The sequence below is a fragment of the Streptomyces sp. NPDC002793 genome, assembly GCF_040295485.1.
Lineage (GTDB): Bacteria > Actinomycetota > Actinomycetes > Streptomycetales > Streptomycetaceae > Streptomyces.
On the sequence record NZ_JBEOVL010000027.1, the window covers coordinates 58,035 to 80,233 of the forward strand.

22 protein-coding genes are annotated in these 22,199 nt (G+C 71.5%); 12 read left to right on the forward strand and 10 right to left on the reverse strand.

From position 1 onward, the window contains the following. Positions 1–261: 261 nt before the first annotated feature. The 7 genes from ABT001_RS24280 to ABT001_RS24310 all read left to right on the forward strand — a co-directional run bounded on the left by ABT001_RS24280 (position 262) and on the right by ABT001_RS24310 (position 6,580). On the forward strand, positions 262–861 hold the full coding sequence (locus ABT001_RS24280) for a helix-turn-helix domain-containing protein (RefSeq protein WP_351281155.1): 600 nt from the start codon (positions 262–264) through the stop codon (positions 859–861). A gap of 102 nt (positions 862–963) precedes the next feature. Then, positions 964–1,932: an NADPH:quinone oxidoreductase family protein gene (locus ABT001_RS24285; protein WP_351281157.1), complete on the forward strand. Its 969-nt coding sequence runs from the start codon at positions 964–966 to the stop codon at positions 1,930–1,932. Continuing rightward, complete coding sequence (locus ABT001_RS24290) at positions 1,929–3,119, forward strand: acyl-CoA dehydrogenase family protein (protein ID WP_351281160.1); 1,191 nt, start codon at positions 1,929–1,931, stop codon at positions 3,117–3,119. The genes ABT001_RS24285 and ABT001_RS24290 overlap by 4 nt, the downstream gene beginning before the upstream one ends. Further along, on the forward strand, positions 3,116–4,237 hold the full coding sequence (locus tag ABT001_RS24295; protein WP_351281162.1) for an acyl-CoA dehydrogenase family protein: 1,122 nt from the start codon (positions 3,116–3,118) through the stop codon (positions 4,235–4,237). The genes ABT001_RS24290 and ABT001_RS24295 overlap by 4 nt, the downstream gene beginning before the upstream one ends. Positions 4,238–4,458: 221 nt before the next feature. Then, complete coding sequence (locus tag ABT001_RS24300) at positions 4,459–5,340, forward strand: phosphatidylinositol-specific phospholipase C/glycerophosphodiester phosphodiesterase family protein (RefSeq protein WP_351281165.1); 882 nt, start codon at positions 4,459–4,461, stop codon at positions 5,338–5,340. Between the two features lie 135 nt (positions 5,341–5,475). Then, positions 5,476–5,670, forward strand: coding sequence for a hypothetical protein (locus ABT001_RS24305; protein WP_351281168.1), 195 nt, complete (start codon positions 5,476–5,478; stop codon positions 5,668–5,670). A 160-nt stretch (positions 5,671–5,830) separates the two neighbouring features. Then, a complete protein-coding gene (locus ABT001_RS24310) occupies positions 5,831–6,580 on the forward strand; it encodes a hypothetical protein (RefSeq protein WP_351281170.1) in 750 nt (249 codons plus the stop codon). A gap of 6 nt (positions 6,581–6,586) precedes the next feature. On the opposite strand, the gene ABT001_RS24315 is transcribed toward ABT001_RS24310, so the two are convergent. After that, positions 6,587–7,201 carry an endonuclease gene (locus tag ABT001_RS24315; RefSeq protein ID WP_351281173.1) on the reverse strand — a complete coding sequence of 205 codons (615 nt, stop codon included), beginning with the start codon at positions 7,199–7,201 and terminating at the stop codon, positions 6,587–6,589. Beyond that, on the reverse strand, positions 7,198–7,380 hold the full coding sequence (locus ABT001_RS24320; protein ID WP_351281176.1) for a DUF6480 family protein: 183 nt from the start codon (positions 7,378–7,380) through the stop codon (positions 7,198–7,200). Before ABT001_RS24320 ends, ABT001_RS24315 begins: the two co-directional genes overlap by 4 nt. 127 nt (positions 7,381–7,507) lie before the next feature. Between ABT001_RS24320 and ABT001_RS24325 the strand changes: the two genes are divergently transcribed. After that, positions 7,508–8,746 carry an FUSC family protein gene (locus tag ABT001_RS24325; RefSeq protein WP_351281179.1) on the forward strand — a complete coding sequence of 413 codons (1,239 nt, stop codon included), beginning with the start codon at positions 7,508–7,510 and terminating at the stop codon, positions 8,744–8,746. 3 nt (positions 8,747–8,749) lie between these two features. Here the strand turns inward: ABT001_RS24325 and ABT001_RS24330 are convergent, their stop codons facing one another. The 5 genes from ABT001_RS24330 to ABT001_RS24350 form a co-directional block, all read right to left on the reverse strand. Beyond that, positions 8,750–8,977 carry a CDGSH iron-sulfur domain-containing protein gene (locus ABT001_RS24330; protein ID WP_351281182.1) on the reverse strand — a complete coding sequence of 76 codons (228 nt, stop codon included), beginning with the start codon at positions 8,975–8,977 and terminating at the stop codon, positions 8,750–8,752. Continuing rightward, positions 8,961–9,650, reverse strand: a complete 690-nt coding sequence (locus ABT001_RS24335) for a HemK2/MTQ2 family protein methyltransferase (RefSeq protein WP_351281185.1) — start codon at positions 9,648–9,650, stop codon at positions 8,961–8,963. The genes ABT001_RS24330 and ABT001_RS24335 overlap by 17 nt, the downstream gene beginning before the upstream one ends. Positions 9,651–9,703: 53 nt before the next feature. Beyond that, positions 9,704–10,666 (reverse strand): iron-containing redox enzyme family protein, encoded by a 963-nt coding sequence (locus tag ABT001_RS24340; protein WP_351281187.1) that lies wholly within the window; start codon positions 10,664–10,666, stop codon positions 9,704–9,706. A 108-nt stretch (positions 10,667–10,774) separates the two neighbouring features. Next, the gene (locus ABT001_RS24345) at positions 10,775–11,794 is read right to left on the reverse strand and encodes a PHP domain-containing protein (protein WP_351281189.1); all 1,020 of its coding nucleotides are present in this window, start codon (positions 11,792–11,794) and stop codon (positions 10,775–10,777) included. Between the two features lie 2 nt (positions 11,795–11,796). Beyond that, positions 11,797–12,240 carry a hypothetical protein gene (locus ABT001_RS24350; protein ID WP_351281191.1) on the reverse strand — a complete coding sequence of 148 codons (444 nt, stop codon included), beginning with the start codon at positions 12,238–12,240 and terminating at the stop codon, positions 11,797–11,799. Between the two features lie 212 nt (positions 12,241–12,452). Here ABT001_RS24350 and ABT001_RS24355 point away from each other — a divergent pair, with 212 nt between their 5' ends. The 4 genes from ABT001_RS24355 (at position 12,453) to ABT001_RS24370 (ending at position 17,015) form a co-directional block, all read left to right on the forward strand. Then, entirely contained in the window at positions 12,453–12,608 is a 156-nt protein-coding gene (locus tag ABT001_RS24355) for a DUF6131 family protein (RefSeq protein ID WP_351281194.1), read from the forward strand. Between the two features lie 109 nt (positions 12,609–12,717). Next, entirely contained in the window at positions 12,718–13,386 is a 669-nt protein-coding gene (locus ABT001_RS24360) for a lytic polysaccharide monooxygenase auxiliary activity family 9 protein (protein WP_351281197.1), read from the forward strand. A gap of 170 nt (positions 13,387–13,556) precedes the next feature. Then, positions 13,557–15,236, forward strand: coding sequence for an MFS transporter (locus ABT001_RS24365; protein ID WP_351281264.1), 1,680 nt, complete (start codon positions 13,557–13,559; stop codon positions 15,234–15,236). Positions 15,237–15,278: 42 nt separating this feature from the next. Further along, entirely contained in the window at positions 15,279–17,015 is a 1,737-nt protein-coding gene (locus ABT001_RS24370) for a serine/threonine protein kinase (protein WP_351281199.1), read from the forward strand. Positions 17,016–17,084: 69 nt separating this feature from the next. On the opposite strand, the gene ABT001_RS24375 is transcribed toward ABT001_RS24370, so the two are convergent. The 3 genes from ABT001_RS24375 to ABT001_RS24385 all read right to left on the reverse strand — a co-directional run bounded on the left by ABT001_RS24375 (position 17,085) and on the right by ABT001_RS24385 (position 21,975). Next, positions 17,085–17,666 carry an N-acetylmuramoyl-L-alanine amidase gene (locus ABT001_RS24375; protein WP_351281202.1) on the reverse strand — a complete coding sequence of 194 codons (582 nt, stop codon included), beginning with the start codon at positions 17,664–17,666 and terminating at the stop codon, positions 17,085–17,087. A gap of 110 nt (positions 17,667–17,776) precedes the next feature. Continuing rightward, positions 17,777–19,069 carry an SWIM zinc finger family protein gene (locus tag ABT001_RS24380; protein WP_351281205.1) on the reverse strand — a complete coding sequence of 431 codons (1,293 nt, stop codon included), beginning with the start codon at positions 19,067–19,069 and terminating at the stop codon, positions 17,777–17,779. Beyond that, complete coding sequence (locus ABT001_RS24385) at positions 19,066–21,975, reverse strand: SCO1167/SCO6262 family helicase (RefSeq protein ID WP_351281208.1); 2,910 nt, start codon at positions 21,973–21,975, stop codon at positions 19,066–19,068. The genes ABT001_RS24380 and ABT001_RS24385 overlap by 4 nt, the downstream gene beginning before the upstream one ends. Positions 21,976–22,199 lie beyond the last annotated feature (224 nt).

Sequence of the window (22,199 nt, forward strand, 5' to 3'; positions counted from 1 at the left end):
TCGCCGGAGCGGGGCGGCCCGGGGTCCTGGTCGCCCCGGCGCCCCGGGTTGAATAATACCCCTGGGGGTATTGCGACCCGGCTCGGCACACCTGCGGCACACCTGGTCGCTCGGCGTGTCGGGCCGGAGTCGCTCCCTGCCGCCTGCCCCGAACCGTTTCCGGAATGCCTACCTCCGCGCGCCGGGGCGCCGCTCTCCGTCCCGACCTGCTGCGAGCGGCGCCATATTGACAAACCGCCTTGCTGATTCTGCAATGGTTCCATGAAGGAACAGAACCAGGACGATCCCGAACTCGACGCCGTACTCACCGGGGTCGGCCCGCGTCTGCGGAGGTTGCGCAAGGATCGGGGGGTCACGCTGGCAGGGCTCTCCGAGGCCACCGGAATCTCCGTGTCCACCCTCTCCCGGCTCGAATCCGGTGGTCGGCGCCCCAGTCTGGAACTGCTGCTCCCCATCGCGCGGGCCCATGAGGTGCCGCTCGACGACCTCGTCGGGGCGCCGCCGGTAGGCGATCCGAGGGTCAAGGCGAAGCCGATCGTGCGCGGAGGGAAGACCTCCCTGCCGCTCACCGCCAGGCCCGGGGGTCTCCAGGCGTACAAAGTCATTCAGGAGACTCCCTGCACCGAGACGCCCGAGCAGCGCACCCATGAGGGATACGAGTGGCTGTACGTGCTCAACGGCAGACTCCGGCTCAAGCTCGCCGAGCACGACCTGGTCCTGGCTCCCGGTGAGGCCGCGGAGTTCGACACCCGGCTCCCGCACTGGTTCGGCCCCGCGGGTGACGAGCCGGTCGAATTCCTCAGCCTGTTCGGGCCGCAGGGGGAGCGGATGCACGTCAGGGCCAAGCCGAAGCGCTCCTGAACCCGTCCGGGCCGACGGGTGCGAGGTGTTCCCAGACCGGCAAGCGACCGCTTAGTATGCGCCGGAGCAGTGGTAATGCCGACAGTGTTGTGGAGGCCCCTCATGCAGGCATGGCGAGTGCACCGGAACGGCGAGCCGAGCGAGGTGATGGAGCTCGAGGAGACCGACCGGCCGACCCCCGGTGACGGACAGGTGCTGATCGCGGTGCGCGCGGCGAACATCAACTTCCCCGACGCGCTGCTCTGCCGCGGTCAGTACCAGGTGAGGCCCCCGCTGCCCTTCACCCCCGGCGTCGAGGTCTGCGGTGAGACGGAGGACGGACGCCGGGTGCTCGCCACCCCCGCCCTCCCGAGGGGCGGCTTCGCCGAGTACGTCGTGGCGGACGAGGCGGCCCTGCTGCCCGCCCCCGAGGCCCTGGACGACGCGGAGGCCGCCGCGCTGCACATCGGCTACCAGACCGGCTGGTTCGGACTGCACCGGCGCGCACGTCTGCAGTCGGGGGAGACGCTGCTGGTGCACGCGGCGGCCGGCGGCGTGGGCAGCGCGGCCGTCCAGCTCGGCAAGGCGGCCGGCGCCACCGTCATCGGAGTGGTCGGTGGCCCCGAGAAGGCGTCCATCGCCCGTGAACTGGGCTGCGACCTGGTCATCGACCGCCGGACCGAGGACATCGTCACGGCGGTGAAGGAGGCCACGGGCGGACGGGGTGCCGACGTCGTCTACGACCCGGTCGGCGGTGACGCCTACGCCAAGTCCGTGAAGTGCATCGCCTTCGAGGGCCGTGTCGTCGTCGTGGGCTTCGCGAGTGGCGTCGTCCCCACACCCGGCCTCAACCACGCCCTGGTCAAGAACTACTCCATCGCCGGACTCCACTGGGGTCTGTACAACACCAAGGACCCGGCCGCCGTCCGCGCCTGCCACGACGAGCTCACCGAGCTCGCGGCACGGGGCGTGATCAAACCGCTGATCAGCGAGCGCGTCCCCATGGCCGACGCGGCACGAGCCGTCCAGCGGGTCGCGGACGGCACCAGCACCGGCCGCATCGTCGTCCTGCCGTCAGGAGGCACCCGATGAGCAAAGCCGTCGACGCGGCAGGGATCCGCCGCCTCACCCAGGAGCTGCTGGCGGCCCACCCGCCGGCCACCACCGGCCGCAGCACCTTCCTGGCAGCACGCTTCGACGCCGGACTGGCCTGGGTGCACTACCCCGTCGGGCTCGGCGGGCTCGACGCCCCGCGCTCCCTGCAGCCGGTCGTCGACGCCGAACTCGCCGCCGCCGGAGCCCCCGACAACGACCCGCGCCGCATCGGCATCGGCCTGGGCATGGCCGCCCCGACGATCCTGGGCTACGGCACCGAGGAGCAGAAGCGGCGCTTCCTGCGGCCGCTGTGGATCGGCGAGGAGGTGTGGTGCCAGCTCTTCAGCGAACCCGGCGCCGGATCGGACCTCGCCGCGCTGGGCACACGCGCGGTCAAGGACGGCGACGACTGGGTGGTCGACGGGCAGAAGGTCTGGACCTCCAGCGCCCATGTGGCCCGCTGGGCGATCCTGATCGCCCGCACCGACCCGGACGTCCCCAAGCACCGTGGCATCAGTTACTTCATCTGCGACATGACCGACCCGGGTGTCGAGGTGCGGCCGCTGCGCCAGATCACCGGCGAGGCCGAGTTCAACGAGGTCTTCCTCACCGGCGTACGTATCCCGGACACCAGGCGCCTCGGCCCGGTCGGTGACGGCTGGAAGGTCGCCCAGACCACGCTGATGAACGAGCGCGTCTCGATCGGCGGTGCCCGCATCCCCCGTGAGGGCGGCATGATCGGCACCGTCGCGAGGACCTGGCGCGAACAGCCCGGCCTCCGCACCCACGACCTCCACCGGAGGCTGCTCACGCTGTGGGTCGAGGCCGAGGTCGCCAGGCTCACCGGTGAGCGGCTGCGCCAGCAGCTCGTCGCCGGACAACCGGGCCCCGAAGGATCGGGCATGAAGCTCGCGTTCGCCCGCCTCAACCAGGAGATCAGCGGGCTCGAAGTCGAACTCCTCGGTGACGAAGGCCTGCTGTACAGCGACTGGACCATGCGCCGCCCGGAGCTCGTCGACTTCACCGGACGCGACGCCGGCTACCGGTACCTGCGCTCCAAGGGCAACTCCATCGAGGGCGGTACGAGCGAGGTCCTGCTCAACATCGTCGCCGAGCGCGTCCTCGGCCTGCCCGTCGAGCCGCGGAACGACAAGGACGTCGCCTGGAAGGATCTCGCCCGATGACCGCACAGACCGAAGCCGCGCAGGCACCCGACCTGCTCTACTCGGAAACCGAGGAGGACCTGCGGTCCGCCGTGCGTGCGCTGCTGGCCGACCGGGCCGACGCGCCGACGGTGATCACCGCTACCGAGTCCGACACGCCCTACGACCCGCGGCTGTGGGAATCGCTCGCCGCCGGGATCGGAGCAGCCGGACTGCTGGTCCCGGAGAGTCTCGGAGGCCAGGGCGCCGGCCACCGCGAGGCGGCCGTGGTCCTGGAGGAGCTCGGCCGCAGTGTCGCCCCGGCGCCGTACCTGACGAGCGCCGTCGTCGCGACCGGCATTCTCCTCGCCCTGGGTGACGGGAACGGCGCCGTCGCCGAACTGCTCGGCGAACTGGCGGCGGGCCGCAAGGTCGCCGTGCTCGCCCTGCCGTTCGCCACACCCCCCGCCGACGGCGCCGCCGCGATGACAGGCACCCTGGACCGGACGGTGAGCGGCGTCGCGGACGCCTCGGTGGCCGACGTGCTGCTGGTGCCCACTGCCGAGGGGCTCTACGCGGTGGAGACCGGCGGGGACGGCGTCGCCGTCCAGCCGCTCGTCCCCCTCGACCTGACGCGCCCGCTCGCGACCGTCACCCTGACCGGCGCCACCGGCACCCGGCTCGCGGAGGCGGGTCCCGCGGCGGAGGCCGTGTCCGCGGGCCTGCTGGCCGGGGCGGGACTGCTCGCATCCGAGCAGCTCGGTCTGGCCGAGTGGTGCCTGACCGAGACCGTCCGGCACACCCGTGAACGCCACCAGTTCAACAGGCCGGTGGGCTCGTTCCAGTCGCTCAAGCACCGGATGGCCCAGCTCTGGCTCGAGGTCGTCTCCGCGCGCGCCGCGGCCCGCAACGCCGCGGACGCGCTGGCGACCGGCAGCCCGGACGCACCGCTCGCGGTCGCCGTGGCACAGGCCTACTGCTCCGAGGTCGCCGTGCACGCCGCCGAGGAATGCGTCCAGCTCCACGGAGGGATCGGAATGACCTGGGAGCACCCCGCGCACCTGTACCTGAAACGGGCCAAGGCCGACTCGATCGCGTACGGCACCGCGGGACGCCATCGCGAAGCGGTGGCGTCCCTGGTGGAGCTTCCGGCTCCGTAAGACGGGCGAGAGGGGCGGGGCGGGGGCGCATGACGACATGGGCCCCCGCCTCCGGATCTCCGGCGCGGCGGGCAGGGGGAACAGCAGGCACAGAGCAGTCGACGCGCGGACGGCGGGCGCTCCAACTCTTGGCAGGTACCTGCCTTTCTTTGGTTTCCCGCCTCCATACTCGTCGCGTCCCCCCGCCCGCTCTGCCCGCCCCACCGCTTCAGGGAGACCCCATGGCACACCTGACCCGTCGCAGAGTCGTCACCACCGCCCTCGCCACGGCAGCCGCGGGAGCCTTCGTCCCCGCGCAGGCGGCCGCCGCCGCGTCTGCCCGCCTCCGTGGCCCCCGCCCGCTGGCCCGTGCCCACGCGCACAACGACTACCTGCACACGCGCCCCCTCCACGACGCGCTCGCGCACGGTTTCACCAGCGTCGAGGCGGACATCTTCCTCGTCGACGGCGAACTGCTCGTCGCTCACGAGGCCGAGAGCCTCGACCCCGCCCGCACTCTCGTCTCGCTCTATCTCGACCCCCTGCTGGCCCGGGTCCGCGCCCACCACGGCTCCGTCCACGCCGGACACCCCGACCCCCTGCAGTTGCTGATCGACATCAAGACCGACGGCGCCGCCGCCTACCTGGCGCTCGACCGGGTACTCCGCCGCTACCGCCACATCCTCACCCGCTCCGTCCACGGCCGGGTCCGCACCGGCGCGGTGACCACCGTGATCTCGGGAGACCGCGCGGCCCGCGTCCCGATGGAGGCGCAGACCACCCGGTACGCCTTCTACGACGGCCGGCCGGAGGACCTCGGCACCGGCGCTCCCGCCTCCTTCGTCCCGCTCATCAGCGGCAACTGGGCCACGAACTTCAGCTGGCGGGGGGCAGGGCCCTTCCCCGCCGCCGAGCGGGCCGGGCTGCACACCCTCGTCTCGGCGGCCCACGCAAGCGGACAGCGGGTCCGTTTCTGGGGCACGCCCGACCTCGCGGGTCCGCAGCGCGACGCCGTGTGGACCGAGCTCGTCGCCGCGGACGTCGACCATCTCAACACCGACGACCTGGCAGGCCTGGAAGCCTTCCTGCGCCGACGCGGGATCCGCGGCGGCCGAAGCGACTGACCGACGCCGACGACCCCACCGGTCACCGTGCGTCAACACCCGTTCGGCGGGCACGCCGGTGCGCCGGACGGCTCCTCCGCTGCGCCACACTGGCGGCCGAATGCCGCAATTCCGGCGCGGCGGAGGAGGTTGGCCATGGCCATTTCGATTTCAGTGGTGCTCCTGCTGCTGGTCCTCGCAGCGATCTTCCTGCGCAACGGCGGGCTCAAACTGTCGCACGCGATCGTCTGCGGGCTGCTCGGCTTCCTGCTGGCCAGTACGAGCATGGCCCCCACCATCCACGAAGGGATCACCGCCACCGCCGACGTCGTCAGCGGCCTGAGGCCCTGACCCCGCGGGCCGTCCGGATGCGGGAGAATGTCGACCTGATCGTGGCAGAGCCGCACGGGACCCGGCCGGGGCGATACCGTCGTCCGAAGGCCCCCGCGTGCGCTTCGTCGACATGGCTCGGACCTGACCGATCCTGGCCACGCACCTGGAGAACGCAGCAATGTCATTTCCGCCCCCCGGACGGCACTCGGGCGCCGCACACCACGAGTACTGCAACAACGCCCTGTGCTGCCGCTGCCAGCAGCGCCAGTGGACGACCAAGCTCGGTGACGAGCGCCTCTGCGGCCCCTGTGCCGCCTGCTGCCGCGAGTGCGGCCGGGCCCCCGCACCCCATCTGGACGGGCTCGACGACGGGCTCTGCGCGGAATGCCGGGGCAGGTGCGGACGGTGCCAGCGGGCGCTGCCCACCGAGGGCCCCTGCTCCTGCCGCGAGTGGCGCCAGCGCGCGGGTGGCGATCCGGTCGCGTACATCCTCCAGGCCCTCCCGCAACCGCTGGTCCAGGCGCTGGGGCATCGCCACCCCCGCACGGTGCACGACCTGATCCACCGGGAGCTCGCCCGGCGCACCCCCGACCAGCTCCTCGACCGGCTCGAACGCCGGTGGAACGTCCGCTGGTCCCACGCCCTCCACGAGAAGGACGAGGACGGGCGGCGCCGGTGGGCACCGGAGGAGATCGCCGAAGCACTCGTCAGACCTGGTCACTGTGCGAATGACCGGTGCGAGGACGGCTATCTGCTCACCACCGACACACCGTGCGACCAGTGTCTGCGCCCCACCCACCGCTTCGTCACGTCGGTGGCCGACCGGACGGCGACCTCGGAGCACGCCCGCGCGGCCGCCGCGCAGATCCGGCGGGCACTCGTCGAAGGCCGCTCCGTCAAGCCGGGCAAGCGGCGGCCGCCGTTCTGAGCCGGATCAGCCCCTGTCCAGCGCGCTCCGTACCAGTGCGGCGGCGAGTACCGCGGGGTCCTGGCCCTTGGCCAGCCGGCTGAGCTCCCCCGGCGCCGTGGGCAGACCGAGCCGCTCCGCGCCCTGGAGGGCCTTCGCGTCGAGGTAGGGCGCCAGCTCGGGCCACACGGTCTGCACCTCACGCAGGAAGATGTCGGCGCCTGCCGGACCTATTCCGGGAAAACGGCGGAGCCCCGAGCGGAGCGTGTCCTCGTCACCGTCGGCCTCCCGGCGCAGGCGCCGCAGGTCCCCGCCGTACGCGTCGAGCAGGAGCAAGGCACCGTCCCCCAGCTGTGTGGCGGTCCGCTCGTCGTACCGGCGGTAGCCGCCCTCGCCCAATGCTGCGACCCGCTCCTGCCACGTGGCGTCGGCCATGCGGCGCGGTGTCCGCAGCCGGTGCGAGAAGAGCGCCTGCGCCGCTGCCACCGCCACCTGTGCGCGGATCCGCGCACTCAGAAGGTGGCTCAGCACGAGCAGTTGGTACAGGGGTTGCGGGGTGTCCCGCAGCCGGACACCCGCCTCGGCGGCGTACGTGGTGCCGTGCCGCTCCAGCAGCTCGTCCAGGGAGCGCCGCACGCTCACGTGAACCCGAAGACGCGTGCGATGAAGTATCCCGCGACGACTGCCGAGCCCAGCAGTACCACGGTCGCCCACAGGGCCGGGTGTTCCCAGATCCCTCCGTCGGCGCGTTCCTCGTGCGCTTCGCCTATGCAGCCCTCGGCGGGAGGCGTCTCTCCCGGGGGCGTGAGTGAGATAGCCATGCATCCAGCTTCTCTCCGGGCGGCCGTGTCCGCGAGGCAGGTGCCGATGGCCGCACGCGTACGTCCGTACGGAGTCCGACCGGACGCTTCGGTGCTGCGGGGCCGCGTAACCGGGCACCGTCAAGGAATGCCCGCAGTCACCACGCCCGAGCCCGTCGTCAGACTCGTCCAGCGCACCACCGAGCCGGCCGCGGCCCAGGTCCTGCGGTCCACGGCGGCCGCCGTCATCGCCTTCGCGGTGGCCCAGACAGCTCTTCCCGCCCCGCACCCCGCGCCTCTCACGGCTCCCCTCACCGCCCTCCTGGTGGTTCAGGTGACGCTCTACGCCACGCTCACCACCGGGATCCGGCGTGTGAACGCCGTCGTCGTCGGTGTTCTGATCGCAGGCGGATTCAGCTCCCTGGTGGGCCTCAGCTGGTGGAGCCTCGGGCTGACCATCTTCACCTCCCTGCTGATCGGCAGGCTGGTGCGGGTCAACGAGTTCGTGCCCGAGGTGGCGATCAGCGCGATGCTGGTACTCGGCGTCTCACAGGTCGCCGACATGGCCTGGGAGCGGGTGCTGGAAACCCTGATCGGTGCCGGGGTCGGCCTGCTCTTCAACCTCCTGCTGGCCCCGCCCGTCTGGGTCGAGCCGGCGGGCGCCGCCATCGGCGGCCTGGGGGAGCGGATGGGCAAGATGTTCCGGGCCCTGGGAGAGGAGATCGGCGGCACCCACCCGGTGCCGGAAGCGGCGGCACGTCTGCACGAAGCCCGTCGCCTGGACCACGACATCGTGGAGGTCGACGCGTCCCTGCGGCAGGCGGAGGAGAGCCTGATGCTCAACCCCCGCGTCAAGCAGGGGCTGCTCTACCGCGTCGTCCTGCGCACCGGGCTCGACACGCTCGAGATTTGTGCGGTGGTGCTGCGCGTCCTCACCCGCACACTGACCGACCTCGCCAAGGCACGCACCGAGGAGTCGCTCTTCCCGGCGGATGTGGCCTCGGACCTCAGAGAACTGTTCGGGCACATGTCCGACGCCGTCGAAGGGTTCGCGGTGATGATCACCACGCCGATGGCCGAGAGCGGCGAGGAGGCCGAGGAACGCCTGGCAGACGCGCTCGCCCGCAGTCGCGCCACGCGCGACCGCGTGGCGGACCTGCTGCTCGAAGACGTCCAGGAACATCCCAGGCAGTGGCAGCTGCACGGCGCTCTGCTCGCGGAGGTCGACCGCATCCTCGACGAACTCGACATCGACAAGCGCACGGAGCGCCTGGGCGAGGAGCTGGACCGCCGGTCGGCCGAGGCCCACGAACGCCACCCGAGGCTGCGCGAGGTGTCCCGCCGGCTGCGAGGGGCGAAGCAGGCACGACGGCGGGACGGCGAGTGAGGCTCAGTCCGGCGGCGGGGGTGCCTTCTCGCCGGGCCGTGTTCGGCGTCGGTGGCTGGTGTCGCACCACGGGTACATCCGGCTGCGCCGGCACATGCAGACCGCGACGACGAAGCGGTCGGAGGCGGCCACCGTGCCGTCCGCGCAGGTGACTTCCACGGGCCCTTCGACCAGAAGAGGCCCTTCGTCACCGAGGGTGATCCGGCAGGGGCGCTCAGGCTTGTTCGGCACGGATGACCACCAACTCCTCCTTCGTCTCCGGCCCGTCCAGCAGACCCGTCTCCCTGAGCCAGCGCAGCCTGGAGCGCAGCACGGGTCCGAGGGGAACCAGGGCGCGGTCGCTGACGACGGCCCGCAGTCCGGCGTCCGAGAGACGCCGCAGGGTCACGTCGCTGTCGCACAGGCCGGAATGCACCAGGAGCAGACGGCCTCCCGGACGCAGAGCGGCCGGCACGGTCGCACAGACCCGGTCGAGGATCGCCCGGCCGTCGCGCCCCGCCTCCCACGCCCGCGCCGCCCCGTGCCCGGGGAGCCGGCCCGTGGGGGAGGGCACATAGGGCGGGTTGCAGATCACCAGGTCGTAGGACCGCCCGGGCAGCGCGGTGAGGAGATCGCTGCGCCGCACGGTGATACGCCGACGGTGCAGCAGCGCGTTCAGCCGGGCCGTCATCACGGCCCGCCTGGCGACGTCCACAGCGGTCACCCGCGCGCCGTGCCGCGCGGCGTGCAGCGCGAGGGCGCCGCTGCCCGTGCCGACGTCCAGGACCTCGGTGCCCGGGCCGACGCCTTCCCGGTCCAGCGCGGCCATGAGCAGGCGGGTGTCGTGCTGTGGTGCGTACACGCCCGGGAGGGTCATCAGCCGGGCCGGACGGGTGGCCTCGGTCATGCCGGTGGATGCGGACATCTCGCGACTCCATTCGTCGGTACGCCGGAGGGGGTGCGGATCGGGGCGGTGTCTCAGACCCGCCAGTCCGCGAGCATCCGGTCTCCGAGCCGGTCCTCGAGACACGAGGTGGCGGTGATGCCGAACACGATGTCGGGTGCCAGTTCGGGCTCGTCGTCGAGCAGACCGCCGATCACATCGCGGCGTACCACCTGCTCGTGCACGGCGTCCGCTTCGACGTGCTCGGTGTAGAAGAACTCCGCGGCGGGGCCCGCGCCGGTGCGTTTCATGGCCCGGGCAAGGCGCCGCGAAGCGGGGGAGGAGGTGATCTCGACAGCGGCGAAGTGGCCCACCAGCGCTCCGCGCAGCCGACGGTGCAGCCCGAACAGCGACATCAGGTTCACCAGGGCCAGCATGGGGGCGCACCCCTCGTCCAGATAGCGGCCGTACGTGGGGTCGAGGCCCAGATCGGTCATGAGGTCGGCGAACAGCTGGGCGTGGACGCGGTCCGCGCGGCCGGCGCCGAACTCGTCGTACTCGATCGCCGCCATGCCCGCCTTGGCCCGACCGCTGAGCCGGGGCAGTACCCAGGCGTGCGGGTCGGCCTCCTTGAGGTGGTAGAGCGAACGCTGCGTCGCGTACGCACGCAGATGACGCAGCTCTCCGTGGTCCTGGAGGAACCAGGAGACGCCGGAGCCGCGGACCGGTTCCACGAGGAGGCCGTCCAGGACGACGTCCAGGCTCGCGGTCGCCGGGGCGTCCTGCCGCAGAGCCGTGAGGAAACGCTCCTCCAGCGCGGCGCGCACCGCGAGCAGGGAGGGATCCCACTCCAGTTCGGGGCGTACGCCGGCGAAGCCGCGGTAGTGCAATTCGTAACAGACGTACAGGGCGAGCTGCAGATCGTCACCGTAGGGCTCGGTGGCCCGGGCGGCGTCCGGATCCGGCAGAGGACCGTCGTCCCGCAGGAAAGCGGTCACCCCTGCGGAGAGCGCCCCGCGGGATCGCGGTAGGAGAGGGCCTGTGCGTGGTCGTGACATGGTTTTCCTCCTGCCCCGGCATGCCCCGGAGTCACATGGACAACCGTGATCGACTGTACGCCGAACGGCCTCGACCGGCTCCTTCTCGCGGCGCACGCGGCATCGGCCCTACGCGCGCGGCCTCTGTCGCGTCCAGTCCAGGAGCCGTTCGACGGGCCACGTCGTGACGACACGGTCCGCGGGGACTCCGCACTCCTGCGCCCGCGCACAGCCGTAGGGCTGCCAGTCCAGCTGTCCCGGCGCGTGTGCGTCGGTGTCGATCGAGAGCAGAGCACCCGACGCGACCGCCTGCCGCAGGAGACGGCGTGGCGGATCGAGCCGCTCCGGGCGGCAGTTGATCTCCACCGCCGTCCCGGCCTCGGCGCACGCCGCGAAGACCCGTTCCGCGTCGAACTCCGATTCCGGCCGCTTCTTGCCGCCGAGGAGCCGACCCGTGCAGTGCCCCAGGACGTCCGCGTGCGGATTGCGCACAGCGGCGAGCATCCGTTCGGTCATCGCCCGCGCGTCCATGCGCAGCTTCGAATGGACCGACACGACCACCAGGTCGAGCCGTTCCAGCACTTCGGGGTCCTGGTCGAGCGATCCGTCGTCGAGGATGTCGCATTCGATCCCGGTGAGCAGCCGAAAGGGCGCCCATCTCTCGTTGAGTCGCGCCACGACGGACAACTGATCGAGAAGGCGCTCGGTCGAGAGCCCGTTGGCCACGGTCAGCCGGGGGGAGTGGTCCGTGAGTACCGCCCACTCATGGCCGAGCCCGATCGCCGCACGGCCCATCTCCACGATCGGGCTCCCCCCGTCGGACCAGTCCGAGTGCAGATGGCAGTCGCCGCGGAGGGCGGCGTGGAGCGCCTCCCCGCCCGAGACCAGCGGCGCGGACGCCTCCTGCTCGAGGGATCCGAGATATCCGGGCGTCGCGCCCCCGACGGCCTCACCGATCACTTTGGCCGTCTTGGGCCCGATACCGCGCACCGTCTCCAGCGATCCGTGCGCCACCCGCTCGGCGACCTCCGCCTCACTCATGGAGCTGATCGCCTCCGCCGCCGTGCGAAAGGCCTTCACCCGGTACGTCGCTGCCTGGGACCGCTCCAGAAGGAACGCGATCCTTCGCAGGGCTTCCGCCGGATCCATCGTCAGGGCCGCGCTGTGTGGTCGGGGTGTCCCCGCGTGCGGCGGGCTTCCTTCATCTCCGCCTCGTAGAGATGGCGCCGCCCTCCCGCGAGTTCCCTCCGCACCCGCTCCTCGACCGCCATGAACGGCCGGTAGTACGTGTCGTCGTACGCCTCGACGAGCTGAAAGGTCCAGCAGCCCGGGACGACGTTGCGGCCCAGGATCTCCCGTTCCACCAGATCGGCCTGCTCCGCGTGGCCACCCATCCGCAGCAGCTCGACCGCCCGGTCGAGAGTCAGGTCGGCACCGCCCGTGAGCTGATGGAAACCGTAGAGCTGCCCCCGGGCACGCTCCACCGCCTCCAGCGCCTCCGTCAGTGCTCCGAGCGCCTCGACGGTCGTGTCGTCGGTCCCGGACGGCCGTACGTGTTCTTCTGCGGGCCCGCTGGGGCCATGGCTCTCGCTCATGCCTACGACTGTGCCCGCGTACCGCGCGAAACGTCCGGCCGGAACGCCGAAAGGGTGAGCACCTGCGCTCGCACGCCGGCCTGTTCCGTCGAGCGGTACGGATGCGTCGGAACACACCCCTGGGCATGACGCTTTGGGCATGACGCCGTTCGAGTCATATGCTCATTTATGCGCATACATTTCGCGCGACGGCGATGTGGCTGGAGGCAGTCATGATCATCATCGGAGCCGTTCTTCTCATCCTCGGCCTGGTGACCGGGCTAGGTTTCCTGTGGACCATCGGGATCATTCTGCTGGTGATCGGGGTCGCCCTGTGGCTCCTGGGGGCCGCGGGCCGTGCGGTCGGAGGGCGTCGACACTATTGGTGAGGTCGCGTCGGCAGGTTTGAGGCGGGGGGTGGCGGGCAGAGCCCCAAGAGGCGCGGGAGCGCTCCCACGCCGATGGACTCCCCCCACTCCCGAAACGGAGATCACCCCTATGATATGTCATGACCGCGTCAATTTAGGCGGCTGGGCGATGCGCCTCGGCGGCGTACTCGTCGCGGCACTCCTCTGTCTCCTGCCGTGGACGGGTACCGCGAGCGCCCATGGGTCCGTCGTCGACCCGGCCTCCCGCAACTACGGCTGCTGGCTGCGCTGGGGCGACGACTTCCAGAACCCGGCCATGGCGCAGGAAGACCCCATGTGCTGGCAGGCGTGGCAGGCCGACCCGAACGCCATGTGGAACTGGAACGGGCTGTACCGCAACGGCTCCGGCGGCAACTTCCCGGCTGCGGTTCCCGACGGCCAGCTGTGCAGTGGCGGCCGGGCGGAGAGCGGCCGGTACAACTCCCTCGACACGGTGGGTGCGTGGCAGACCACGGACATCACCGGTGATTTCACCGTGAAGCTGTACGACCAGGCGAGCCACGGCGCCGACTACTTCAAGGTGTACGTGACCAAGCAGGGCTTCGACCCCGCGACCGAGGCGCTGACCTGGGCGGATCTGCAGCTGGTCGCCGAGACCGGCAGCTACGCCCCCAGTCAGAACTACGAGATCCCCGTGAGTACCTCGGGCCTCGGCGGCCGTCATGTCGTCTACACGATCTGGCAGGCCTCGCACATGGACCAGACGTACTTCCTGTGCAGTGACGTGAACTTCACCTGAGCACGACCTCCCGGCCCCGCCGGCCGCTCCTCGTCCGGCGGGTGCCCGGAGATCCGCGCGCGGTCTCCGGGCCCTCGGCGTGTGATCGATCGGCGGGCCCCGCCGACCCCACCTACGGTCGATGGGTGAACGTTTCCGTTCACCGCACCACGCATACGGCACTGAGCGACATGACCGGATCCCGAGCGAAGGCCGCACCGATTGCCGGATCCCCGGAGCGGGGCCGAGGCAAGGGGATCGCCCTGCTCGTCATCGCCTCGTGTCAGCTGATGGTGGTTCTCGACATCACCATCGTGAACATCGCTCTGCCGCACATCCAGACCTCGCTCGGCTTCTCGACCGAGAGCCTGTCGTGGGTGATCAACGCCTACACCCTGACCTTCGGCGGGCTGCTCCTGCTCGGCGGTCGGCTCGGCGACATCCTCGGCCGCCGAAGAGTCTTCGTCTTCGGCGTGCTGCTCTTCGTGCTCGCCTCGCTGTTGGGCGGCCTCTCGCAGGAATCCTGGCAACTCCTCGCGGCGCGTGCGCTGCAGGGCGTCGGAGGTGCCATCGCCTCACCGGCCGCCCTCTCCCTCATCACCACGACCTTCCGCGAAGGGCCCGAGCGGAACCGGGCGTTCGGGGTGTTCGCCGCGGTGTCCGCGGGCGGAAGCGCGATCGGCCTGCTCGCGGGCGGGCTGCTGGTGGAGTGGCTCGACCGGCGCTGGGTGCTCTTCGTCAATGTGCCGATCGGCCTGCTGATCGCTCTCGCGACGCCCCGCCACATCAAGGAGTCCGAGCGGCACCCGGGCCACTTCGACCTCCTGGGGGCGCTCACGTCCACGCTCGGCATGGTACTGCTCGTCTACGGGTTCATCAGGGCGTCCGAGGACGGCTGGAGCGACGGTCCGACCATCGCCTCGTTCGGGGCCGCTGTGGTCTTCCTCGCACTCTTCCTGGCCGTCGAGCGCCGATCGCGGCAGCCCATCACACCCCTGCGCATGTTCCGCGACCGTAACCGCGCCGGCGCCTACGGCATGATGCTGAGCCTGGCCGCGGCGATGTTCGGCATGTTCTTCTTCCTGACCCTGTTCGTGCAGAACATCCTCGACTTCAGCCCCTTGCGTGCCGGGCTGGCCTTCCTGCCGGTGAGCGTGATCATCGCGATCAGCGCGGGTATCGCCTCGCGACTGCTGCCCAGGTGGGGCCCCAAGCCGTTCATGGTGGTGGGCGCGATCCTGGCGGCGGCGGGGCTGGGCTGGCTCACGCGGACCGATGTCCACAGCACCTGTCTGGGCAGCATTCTCGGTCCCGTACTGGTCTTCGGTTTCGGCATGGGCATGCAGTTCGTCTCGTTGACGCTGATGGCGGTCTCCGGAGTGGCGCCGAAGGAAGCGGGCGCCGCGTCCGGGGTCCTCAACGCCACCCAGCAGGTGGGCGGTTCACTGGGGTTGTCCATCCTGGTCACCGTGTTCGGGACCGCCAGCCGCAACGAGGCGACCGACCGGATACCCCGTTTCCTGGCCGAGGCGACTCCCGCCCAGCAGTTGGAGTTCCGCCGGACAGGTGTGCTCCCCGCACCGTGGGGTGACCAGGTGCTGGCCGCCGGTGTCTCCAGCGCGTTCGTCGTCGCCGCCGTCTTCTCCGTGGTCGCGGCGTTGATCGCACTGCTGGTCGTCCAGGTCCGGGCCTCCGATCTGGAACGCCTGCGGGGCGGAGGAGCCACGGGGCCGCCGGTGCCCGAGGAGGACGACGCACCCGAGGAGGGCGTGACCGTACGGCCGGAGGGGGCGGGCCCGGACGAGGCTCACGGCGCCCGGGTTCCGACACGGAAGCGACGTGGGGGCGAAGGTTCCCCGCCACTTGGATAGGGTTCCTTCGCCATCAGTGTCCTTCGGGGGAGATACGAGTCGATGAGTGGTCAGCAGCACGAACGGGGCCACGGCCCCCAGGTCTTCCAGCCACTGACCGGGAGCGACCCGGCCACGATCGCCGGGTACCGGATCGCTGCCAAGCTCGGCTCGGGCGGAATGGGCAAGGTGTATCTGTCGTACACGCCCGGCGGGCGGCCGGTCGCGATCAAGGTGATCCGTCCGGAATTCGGTGAGGACCCGGAGTTCCGGCGCCGCTTCGCCCAGGAAGTGCAGTCCGCGCAGCGGGTGCAGGGCCTGTTCACCGCGCCCGTGATCGACGCCGACACCGAGGGCGCGCAGCCCTGGCTGGCGACAGCGTACGTGCCCGGCCCCTCGCTCGCCGGCGCCGTCGTGGCACACGGCGCGCTGCCGGCGCAGGCGGTGCTCCTGCTCATCGCGGGGATGGCCGAGGCGCTGCACGTCATCCACGGCGCGGGCATCGTGCACCGGGACCTGAAACCGTCGAACGTACTGCTCGCGGCCGACGGGCCCCGGGTCATCGACTTCGGCATCGCCTACGCGGCCGACGCGACCTCGCTCACCGGCAGCGGGGTGACCATCGGCACGCCCTCCTTCATGGCGCCCGAACAGGCGGCCGGGCACAGGGTGACACCGGCCACCGACATCTTCGCCCTCGGCCAGGTGGCGGCGTACGCGGCGACGGGAACCCCTGCCTTCGGAGAGGGGACCTCGCACGGAGTGCTCTACCGGATCGTGCACGAGGAACCGGACCTGACCGGGGTGCCGGATCGGCTGACGGAGCTCGTCACCCGCTGCCTGACCAAGGACCCCGCCGGCAGACCGTCCATCGCCGAGATCATCGAGCTGTGCCGGACCGCGAATGCGGAGACCGTGCTGCGCCGCCCCGAGGACTGGCTCCCCGCGCCGGTGGCCGCCGACATCACCGTACGCGCGGCGGCTCCCGCACCCGTCCGGACCCCGCCGCCCCAGCAGGCCGTCCCCGCCGCACCCGTGCACCCGTCCCCGCAGGCCCCGGCCACTCCGCCGCCGGGGTTCGGGCCGCCGCAGTCCCACCCCTCCCAGCAGTCGCCCTCCGTGCGACCTGCCGACGCGCAGGGGCATGGTTACGCCCCCACGCCGCAGCCCACCAACCAGGGCCCCGCGCCTGTGAGGGGGCCGGGGCAGCGGGTCCTGTTCGTCGCCCTCGCGGCCGCGCTGGTCTTCGGGATCGCGGGCGCCGGCACGGCGTACCTGCTGAACAAGGACGACGGGAAGCAGACGCAGGGCGGCAGTTCGCCCGAGAGAGGCCGGGAGGAGGACACCGGCGGGACACCGGGGCCGGACGTGACGCCGGCGGACACGTCGGACGACGAGGGCACGGGCAAGCCCGACCCGGAGCCCGCCGAGTACAACGGCATCAACCTCACCGCCGGCTATCACCTGACGCTCGCGGACGAGGACGTACGCCCCCAGGAGGGCGAGGACGCCGGCTACGAACTCTCCTACGACACCGGCGGGTACCTCGACGCGGAGAGTACCGACGGGAAACTGGTGCTGCTCGACCCGTCGCAGGAGGGGTCGCTGGAGACGTGCCGTGCGGACACCCGGTTCACGGAGACCGTCCCCACCGAGAAGCTGTCGAAGGGCCGTCAGGTCTGCGTCATCACGGGCACGGGCCACCTGGGGCTCGTGACGGTGCAGGGCTTCTCGGCCGAGGACTCGCCGAGCACCTACATGACCCTGGACCTGACGGTCTGGCGCGACGCCGCGAGCTGACGGCCCGTCCGGGCGCCCGGCCGCGGTGGGGGAGTTGTCGCCTCCCTGTCTGCCCGCGGCGGGGCGGGCTCAGGCCAGATTGACGAGACGGATGTAGCGCACCCAGTCCCAGAGGGCCCCGGGGTCGGTGTGGTCGCTGCCAGGCACCTCATGATGACCGATGATGTGCGCGCGGTCCTTGGGCAGACCGTAGCGGTCACAGATGCCTGCCGTGAGCCTTGCCGACCGCTCGTACATCGTGTGGGTGAAGTACGAGGGTTGGTCGACCCAGCCCTCGTGCTCGATCCCGATGCTCCGGGTGTTGTAGTCCCAGTTGCCCGCGTGCCAGGCGAGGTCCCGCTCCCGCACGCACTGGCCCACGAAGCCGTCGCCTGAACGCACCACGTAGTGGGCGGAGACCTGTTTGGCCGGGTTCTGGAAGATGTCGATGGTCTGGGTGAACGTCTGCTGGGCGACATGGATGACGACGAGGTCGACCGGATAGGCCGAAGGGCGGGCCGACGGCGTGTAGTTGGACGTCGATGCCGGATACCACTGCGCCCCGGGGTGGTCGGTGTCCGCCGTGGAGGCGGCCACGGCCCGCACCGACGCCGGAAGGAGCGCCGCGGCCGCGGTGACCGCGGCGCCCTGAAGTATCCGTCTGCGCTGCATCAGCACTCCTGTGCGTGGGACATGGATCCGGTCTACGGCACAACACGCACCGGCCCGCCGCACGGTTCCGCGCGAGCGGAGCCGGCTCGCGACCCACGCCCGCCCGACCCTCAGGGACCGGACAGAACGCCGGCCAGCGCGGCCGCCGGATCGTCCTCCGCCGGCCCGGCCGGCACCCACCGCCCGCGTTCCTCGGCGTACGGCCACCACCGCCCGTCGCGTCCGTACCGCAGCTGGGCGGTGGAACCGACCACGGTCCAGCGGTTGCCGGCGGCGCGGAGCCGCGGGGCCTCGGCCTCCTCCCACGCCGCGGCGAGCTGTGCCCCCGCGCGCGCGAGTTCGTCCGGACCGGGCAGCCACTCCTCGTCGTACACGGCGAGCGCGGCCGTACCGCCGATGCGCCAGGCCCTCACCGCGCCGTCGAGCCCGGCTGCCCCGTGCCCGGACGCCGCGCCGAGGCGAGCAGTGAGCCGGGCGTCGGGCCGGCCGTCGGCGGCCAGCCGTACGGCGTCCTGTTCCGGAGTCAACCCGGCGGGCACTGGCTGCTGTTCGTGGCCCGCGGTGAGCGCCTCCGCCAGCATCGCGAACGCCCGTGCGGCACTGTCCGCGGCCAGGAACTCCAGAGCCGAGGGTTCGACACCCGCAGCCGGATCCGTCTCCGTGTCGAGCGACGGCGGCAGGCCCGGCTCCGCCGGCAGGGGAGGGGGAGGAGGAAGCGGCGGCAGGATGTCCCGAGCCGCGTACGCCTCGTCGGCGCGCACGCCCCGAGAGGCCTGTACACCGGACCTGTCTTCCCCTGCCAACCCGGTATCCGCCCCACCGGCCGCCCGAGCGGCGCTGCGCACCTGCAGCTCGTCGAGCAGCCGCCGCTCGTCGCGACCCCGCAACAGCAGCAGCACGAAGGGATCCTGGTCGAGCAATCGCGCCACCTGGTAGCACAGGGCGCCCGAATGCGGACAGTGGTCCCAGGCGTCGCAGGTGCACTCCGGCTCCAGGTCACCGATCCCCGGCAGCAGATCGAGGCCGGCCGCGGCCGCGTCCTCCACCAGATGCGGCGGCATCTCACGGTCGAGCAGGGCCGCGATGTGCCCGGACCGCTCGGACGCCATGTCCAGGAAACGGTCCCACTCCTCCTCGCTCAGCTCCTGGAGCAGCACATCGCTGCGGTACGTCGTCGAGTCGCGGTCCTGCACGACCGCGGTGAGGCGGCCGGGCCGGACGGACACCGCGCCGACCCTGCCCTCGCGCGCCAGCCGCCGCCCCGCCTTGAGCTGCCTGCCGTCGAGCGCCGTGTCCTCCAGCGCCTTCAGCCACGTCCGCCCCCACCAGGACGAAGCGAAGGCACGGCCCTGTGCGGGCGGCAGCGCGCCGAACGTACGCTCCGGTTCGTAGCCCTCGTTCATCGTGCGCCCCCTCGCAGCTCGACCAGCTCGGCCAAGTCCGCATCGCTCAGTTCCGTCAGAGCGGACTCGCCGCTGCCTAGCACCGCGTCCGCGAGCCCTTGTTTCCGTGCCAGCATGGCGGCGATCCGGTCCTCGACGGTGCCTTCGGCGATCAGCCGGTGCACCTGCACCGGCTGGGTCTGCCCGATCCGGTACGCGCGGTCGGTGGCCTGAGCCTCGACGGCCGGATTCCACCAGCGGTCGAAGTGCACCACGTGGCCGGCCCGGGTGAGGTTGAGCCCCGTTCCCGCGGCTTTGAGTGACAACAGGAACACGGGTGCCCCGCCCGCCTGGAAGCGGTTCACCATGGCCTCCCGCTCGGTGACCGGCGTACCGCCGTGCAGGAACTGGGTGGGTACACCGCGCGCCGCCAGATGCTGTTCCAGCAGCCGTGCCATCTGCACGTACTGGGTGAACACCAGGACGCTCGCGCCCTCGGCGAGGATCGTGTCGAGCAGCTCGTCCAGCAGCTCCACCTTCCCCGACCGGCCCACGATCCGCGGCTGTTCCTCCTTGAGGTACTGCGCCGGGTGGTTGCAGATCTGCTTGAGCGCCGTCAACAGCTTCATGACCAGCCCGCGCCGTGCGAAACCGTCCGCGCCGGAGATCTCGTCGAGTGTCTCGCGTACCACCGCCTCGTACAGACCGGTCTGCTCCGCCGTGAGGGACACGGCGCGGTCGGTCTCCGTCTTCGGCGGGAGTTCCGGTGCGATGCCGGGATCGGACTTGTGGCGCCTCAGGAGGAACGGGCGGACCAGGGCGGCCAGCCGCTCGGCCGCGACGGGGTCGTTGCCGCCCTCCACCGCGCTCGCGTAGCGGGAACGGAACGTACCGAGCCGCCCGAGCAGTCCGGGGGTGGTCCAGTCGAGGATGGCCCACAGCTCGGAGAGGTTGTTCTCCACCGGCGTACCGGTGAGGGCGACGCGTGCGCGCCCTCCGATCGTGCGCAGCTGGCTGGCGGTCGCCGAGTGCGGGTTCTTGACGTGCTGCGCCTCGTCGGCGACGACCATGCCCCAGGACGTCTGCGCCAGCCGAGCCGTGTCCAGACGCATCGTGCCGTAGGTCGTGAGGACGAACTCGCCGCCTGCCAGGCCCTCCAGCGAACGCGACCCGCCGTGGAAGCGGCGTACAGGTGTGCCCGGGGCGAACTTCTCGATCTCCCGCTGCCAGTTGCCCATCAGGGAAGTGGGACACACCACGAGGGTGGGTCCCGCGGCGCCTGCGATCCCCTGTCGGTGCAGATGGAGCGCGATCAGCGTGATCGTCTTTCCGAGTCCCATGTCGTCGGCGAGGCAGCAGCCGAGGCCGAGCGAGGTCATGGTGTGCAACCAGTTCAAACCGCGCAACTGGTAGTCGCGCAGGCTCGCGTCGAGCGAGTCCGGCTGTCCGATCTGCCGGTCCTGGGACTCCGGGTCGGCGATCCGCTCCCGCAGCTGCTCGAGCCACCCGGTCGCGGCCACTTCCACCCGGTCTCCGTCGACCTCGGTGGTCCCTGTCAGCACGGCCCCCAGGGCGTCGATGGGGGTGACCTTGCGGTCCCGGGTCTCGCGGGCGCGTCTGGCGTCCTCCGGGTCGATGAGCACCCACTGGTCGCGCAGTCTGACCAGAGGCCTGCCCGCCTCGGCCAGCCGGTCGAGCTCCGCCCGGCTCAGCTTCCTGCCGCCCAGTGCGAACCGCCAGTCGAAGGACAGCAGGGCGTCGGCCGACAGGAAGGACGGCGTGTCCCATCCGGTCCGTCCCGGTGTTCCGGTGCCGTCGTCATCCGGTCCGATCACCGCGCGTGCGGTGAGCTTCCGTGCCAGTTCCTTCGGCCAGTGCACCTGGACGCCCGTCGCGGCGAGCGCCCTGGCCGCAGGCCCGAGCAGCTCCGCGATCTCCTCGTCGGCGGGCTCGATCGCATCGGGGACCGCGGCCGACAGAAGAGGCCTCAACGGCGGCCAGGCCCGGGCGGCCCGGCGCAGGGCGAGAAGGGCGTCCATACGGGCGCGTGGACCGATCAGCGAGGCTGCGGGGGAGCGGTCGGCCCACACATCCGCCGCGTCGGCGACCAGAGAGGGGTCCTGGACGCTGTGGATCTGCAGGACCGCACGGAACGAGGGCGCGCGGCCGGTGTCGTCCCCCGGATCCTGCGCCGGTTCAGCCCCCCGCGCGGGCTCCGTTCCCTTCGTGGCGCCGAGTCCCGAGACCTCGATCCGCAGGGACAGCCTCACGCCCGCGTCATGACCGGCCGCCACATCGGCCGCCCATGGCCGCAGCGCGGGCAGATGCTGCGCGGCCCCGGCGGCGTACGCCGGTGTGCCCGTGACGAACTCGGCCGCTGGCGTGCGAGGAAGTCCGTCCACCACCGCGTCGAGGAACGCCCGCAGCAGCGATTCCGGCTCGGCCAACAGCACGGGACCGGCAGTGAGGTCGAGCGGCACGGCGTGGGCGTCAGGAGGCATGGAAGCAGCCAGTACCCGGATCCGTTCGAGATCCTCGGCGGTCAGCGGGCCGGCACGCCAGGCGTCGCGGTCCGTGGGGCTCAGCCCGGGCAGCAGCAGCCCGCGCGCGACGAGTTGGAGCGCGAGCACCCCGGCAGCGCCCCAGAACGCGGTGGAGGGCGAGGCGCGGACGTCCGCCCGCGCCCGCGTGAGGACCGGCAGTGCGTCGCGCACGGGCATCGACAACGCCGGGACCGTGTGGGAGCGGACGTCGCTTCCGACGACCGTCAGTTCCGTCGGACTCCCTGGATCGCGGGGAGGGGTGCTACCGTCCGCATTCCAGAACGCGATCAGGCCGGTACGGGCCGGGTCCGCGGGGAGGAAGACTGCGGAGCAGCGGGACAGTTCAGTGTTCTCGTTGAGCGTTACCGCAGGGAGCCTGTGCACAGCGATGTCAGATTCCTCAAATTTGACTAGCGAGCCGGGGTCGCCGAGGGTACTCCACCCGCGGCCCGTCCCGGGAGGAACGCACAGTGACCCACCTCACTTGTTCTGCCTTCTGAAGCCTGGGTGCAGCCCGCACCACCACCGGACACGGGGGCTTTCCCCCGTAAACCCCGGGGTGATGGCGCCATGGCTGCCGCAGGCCCGCCATCCGTACGTTTGACGAG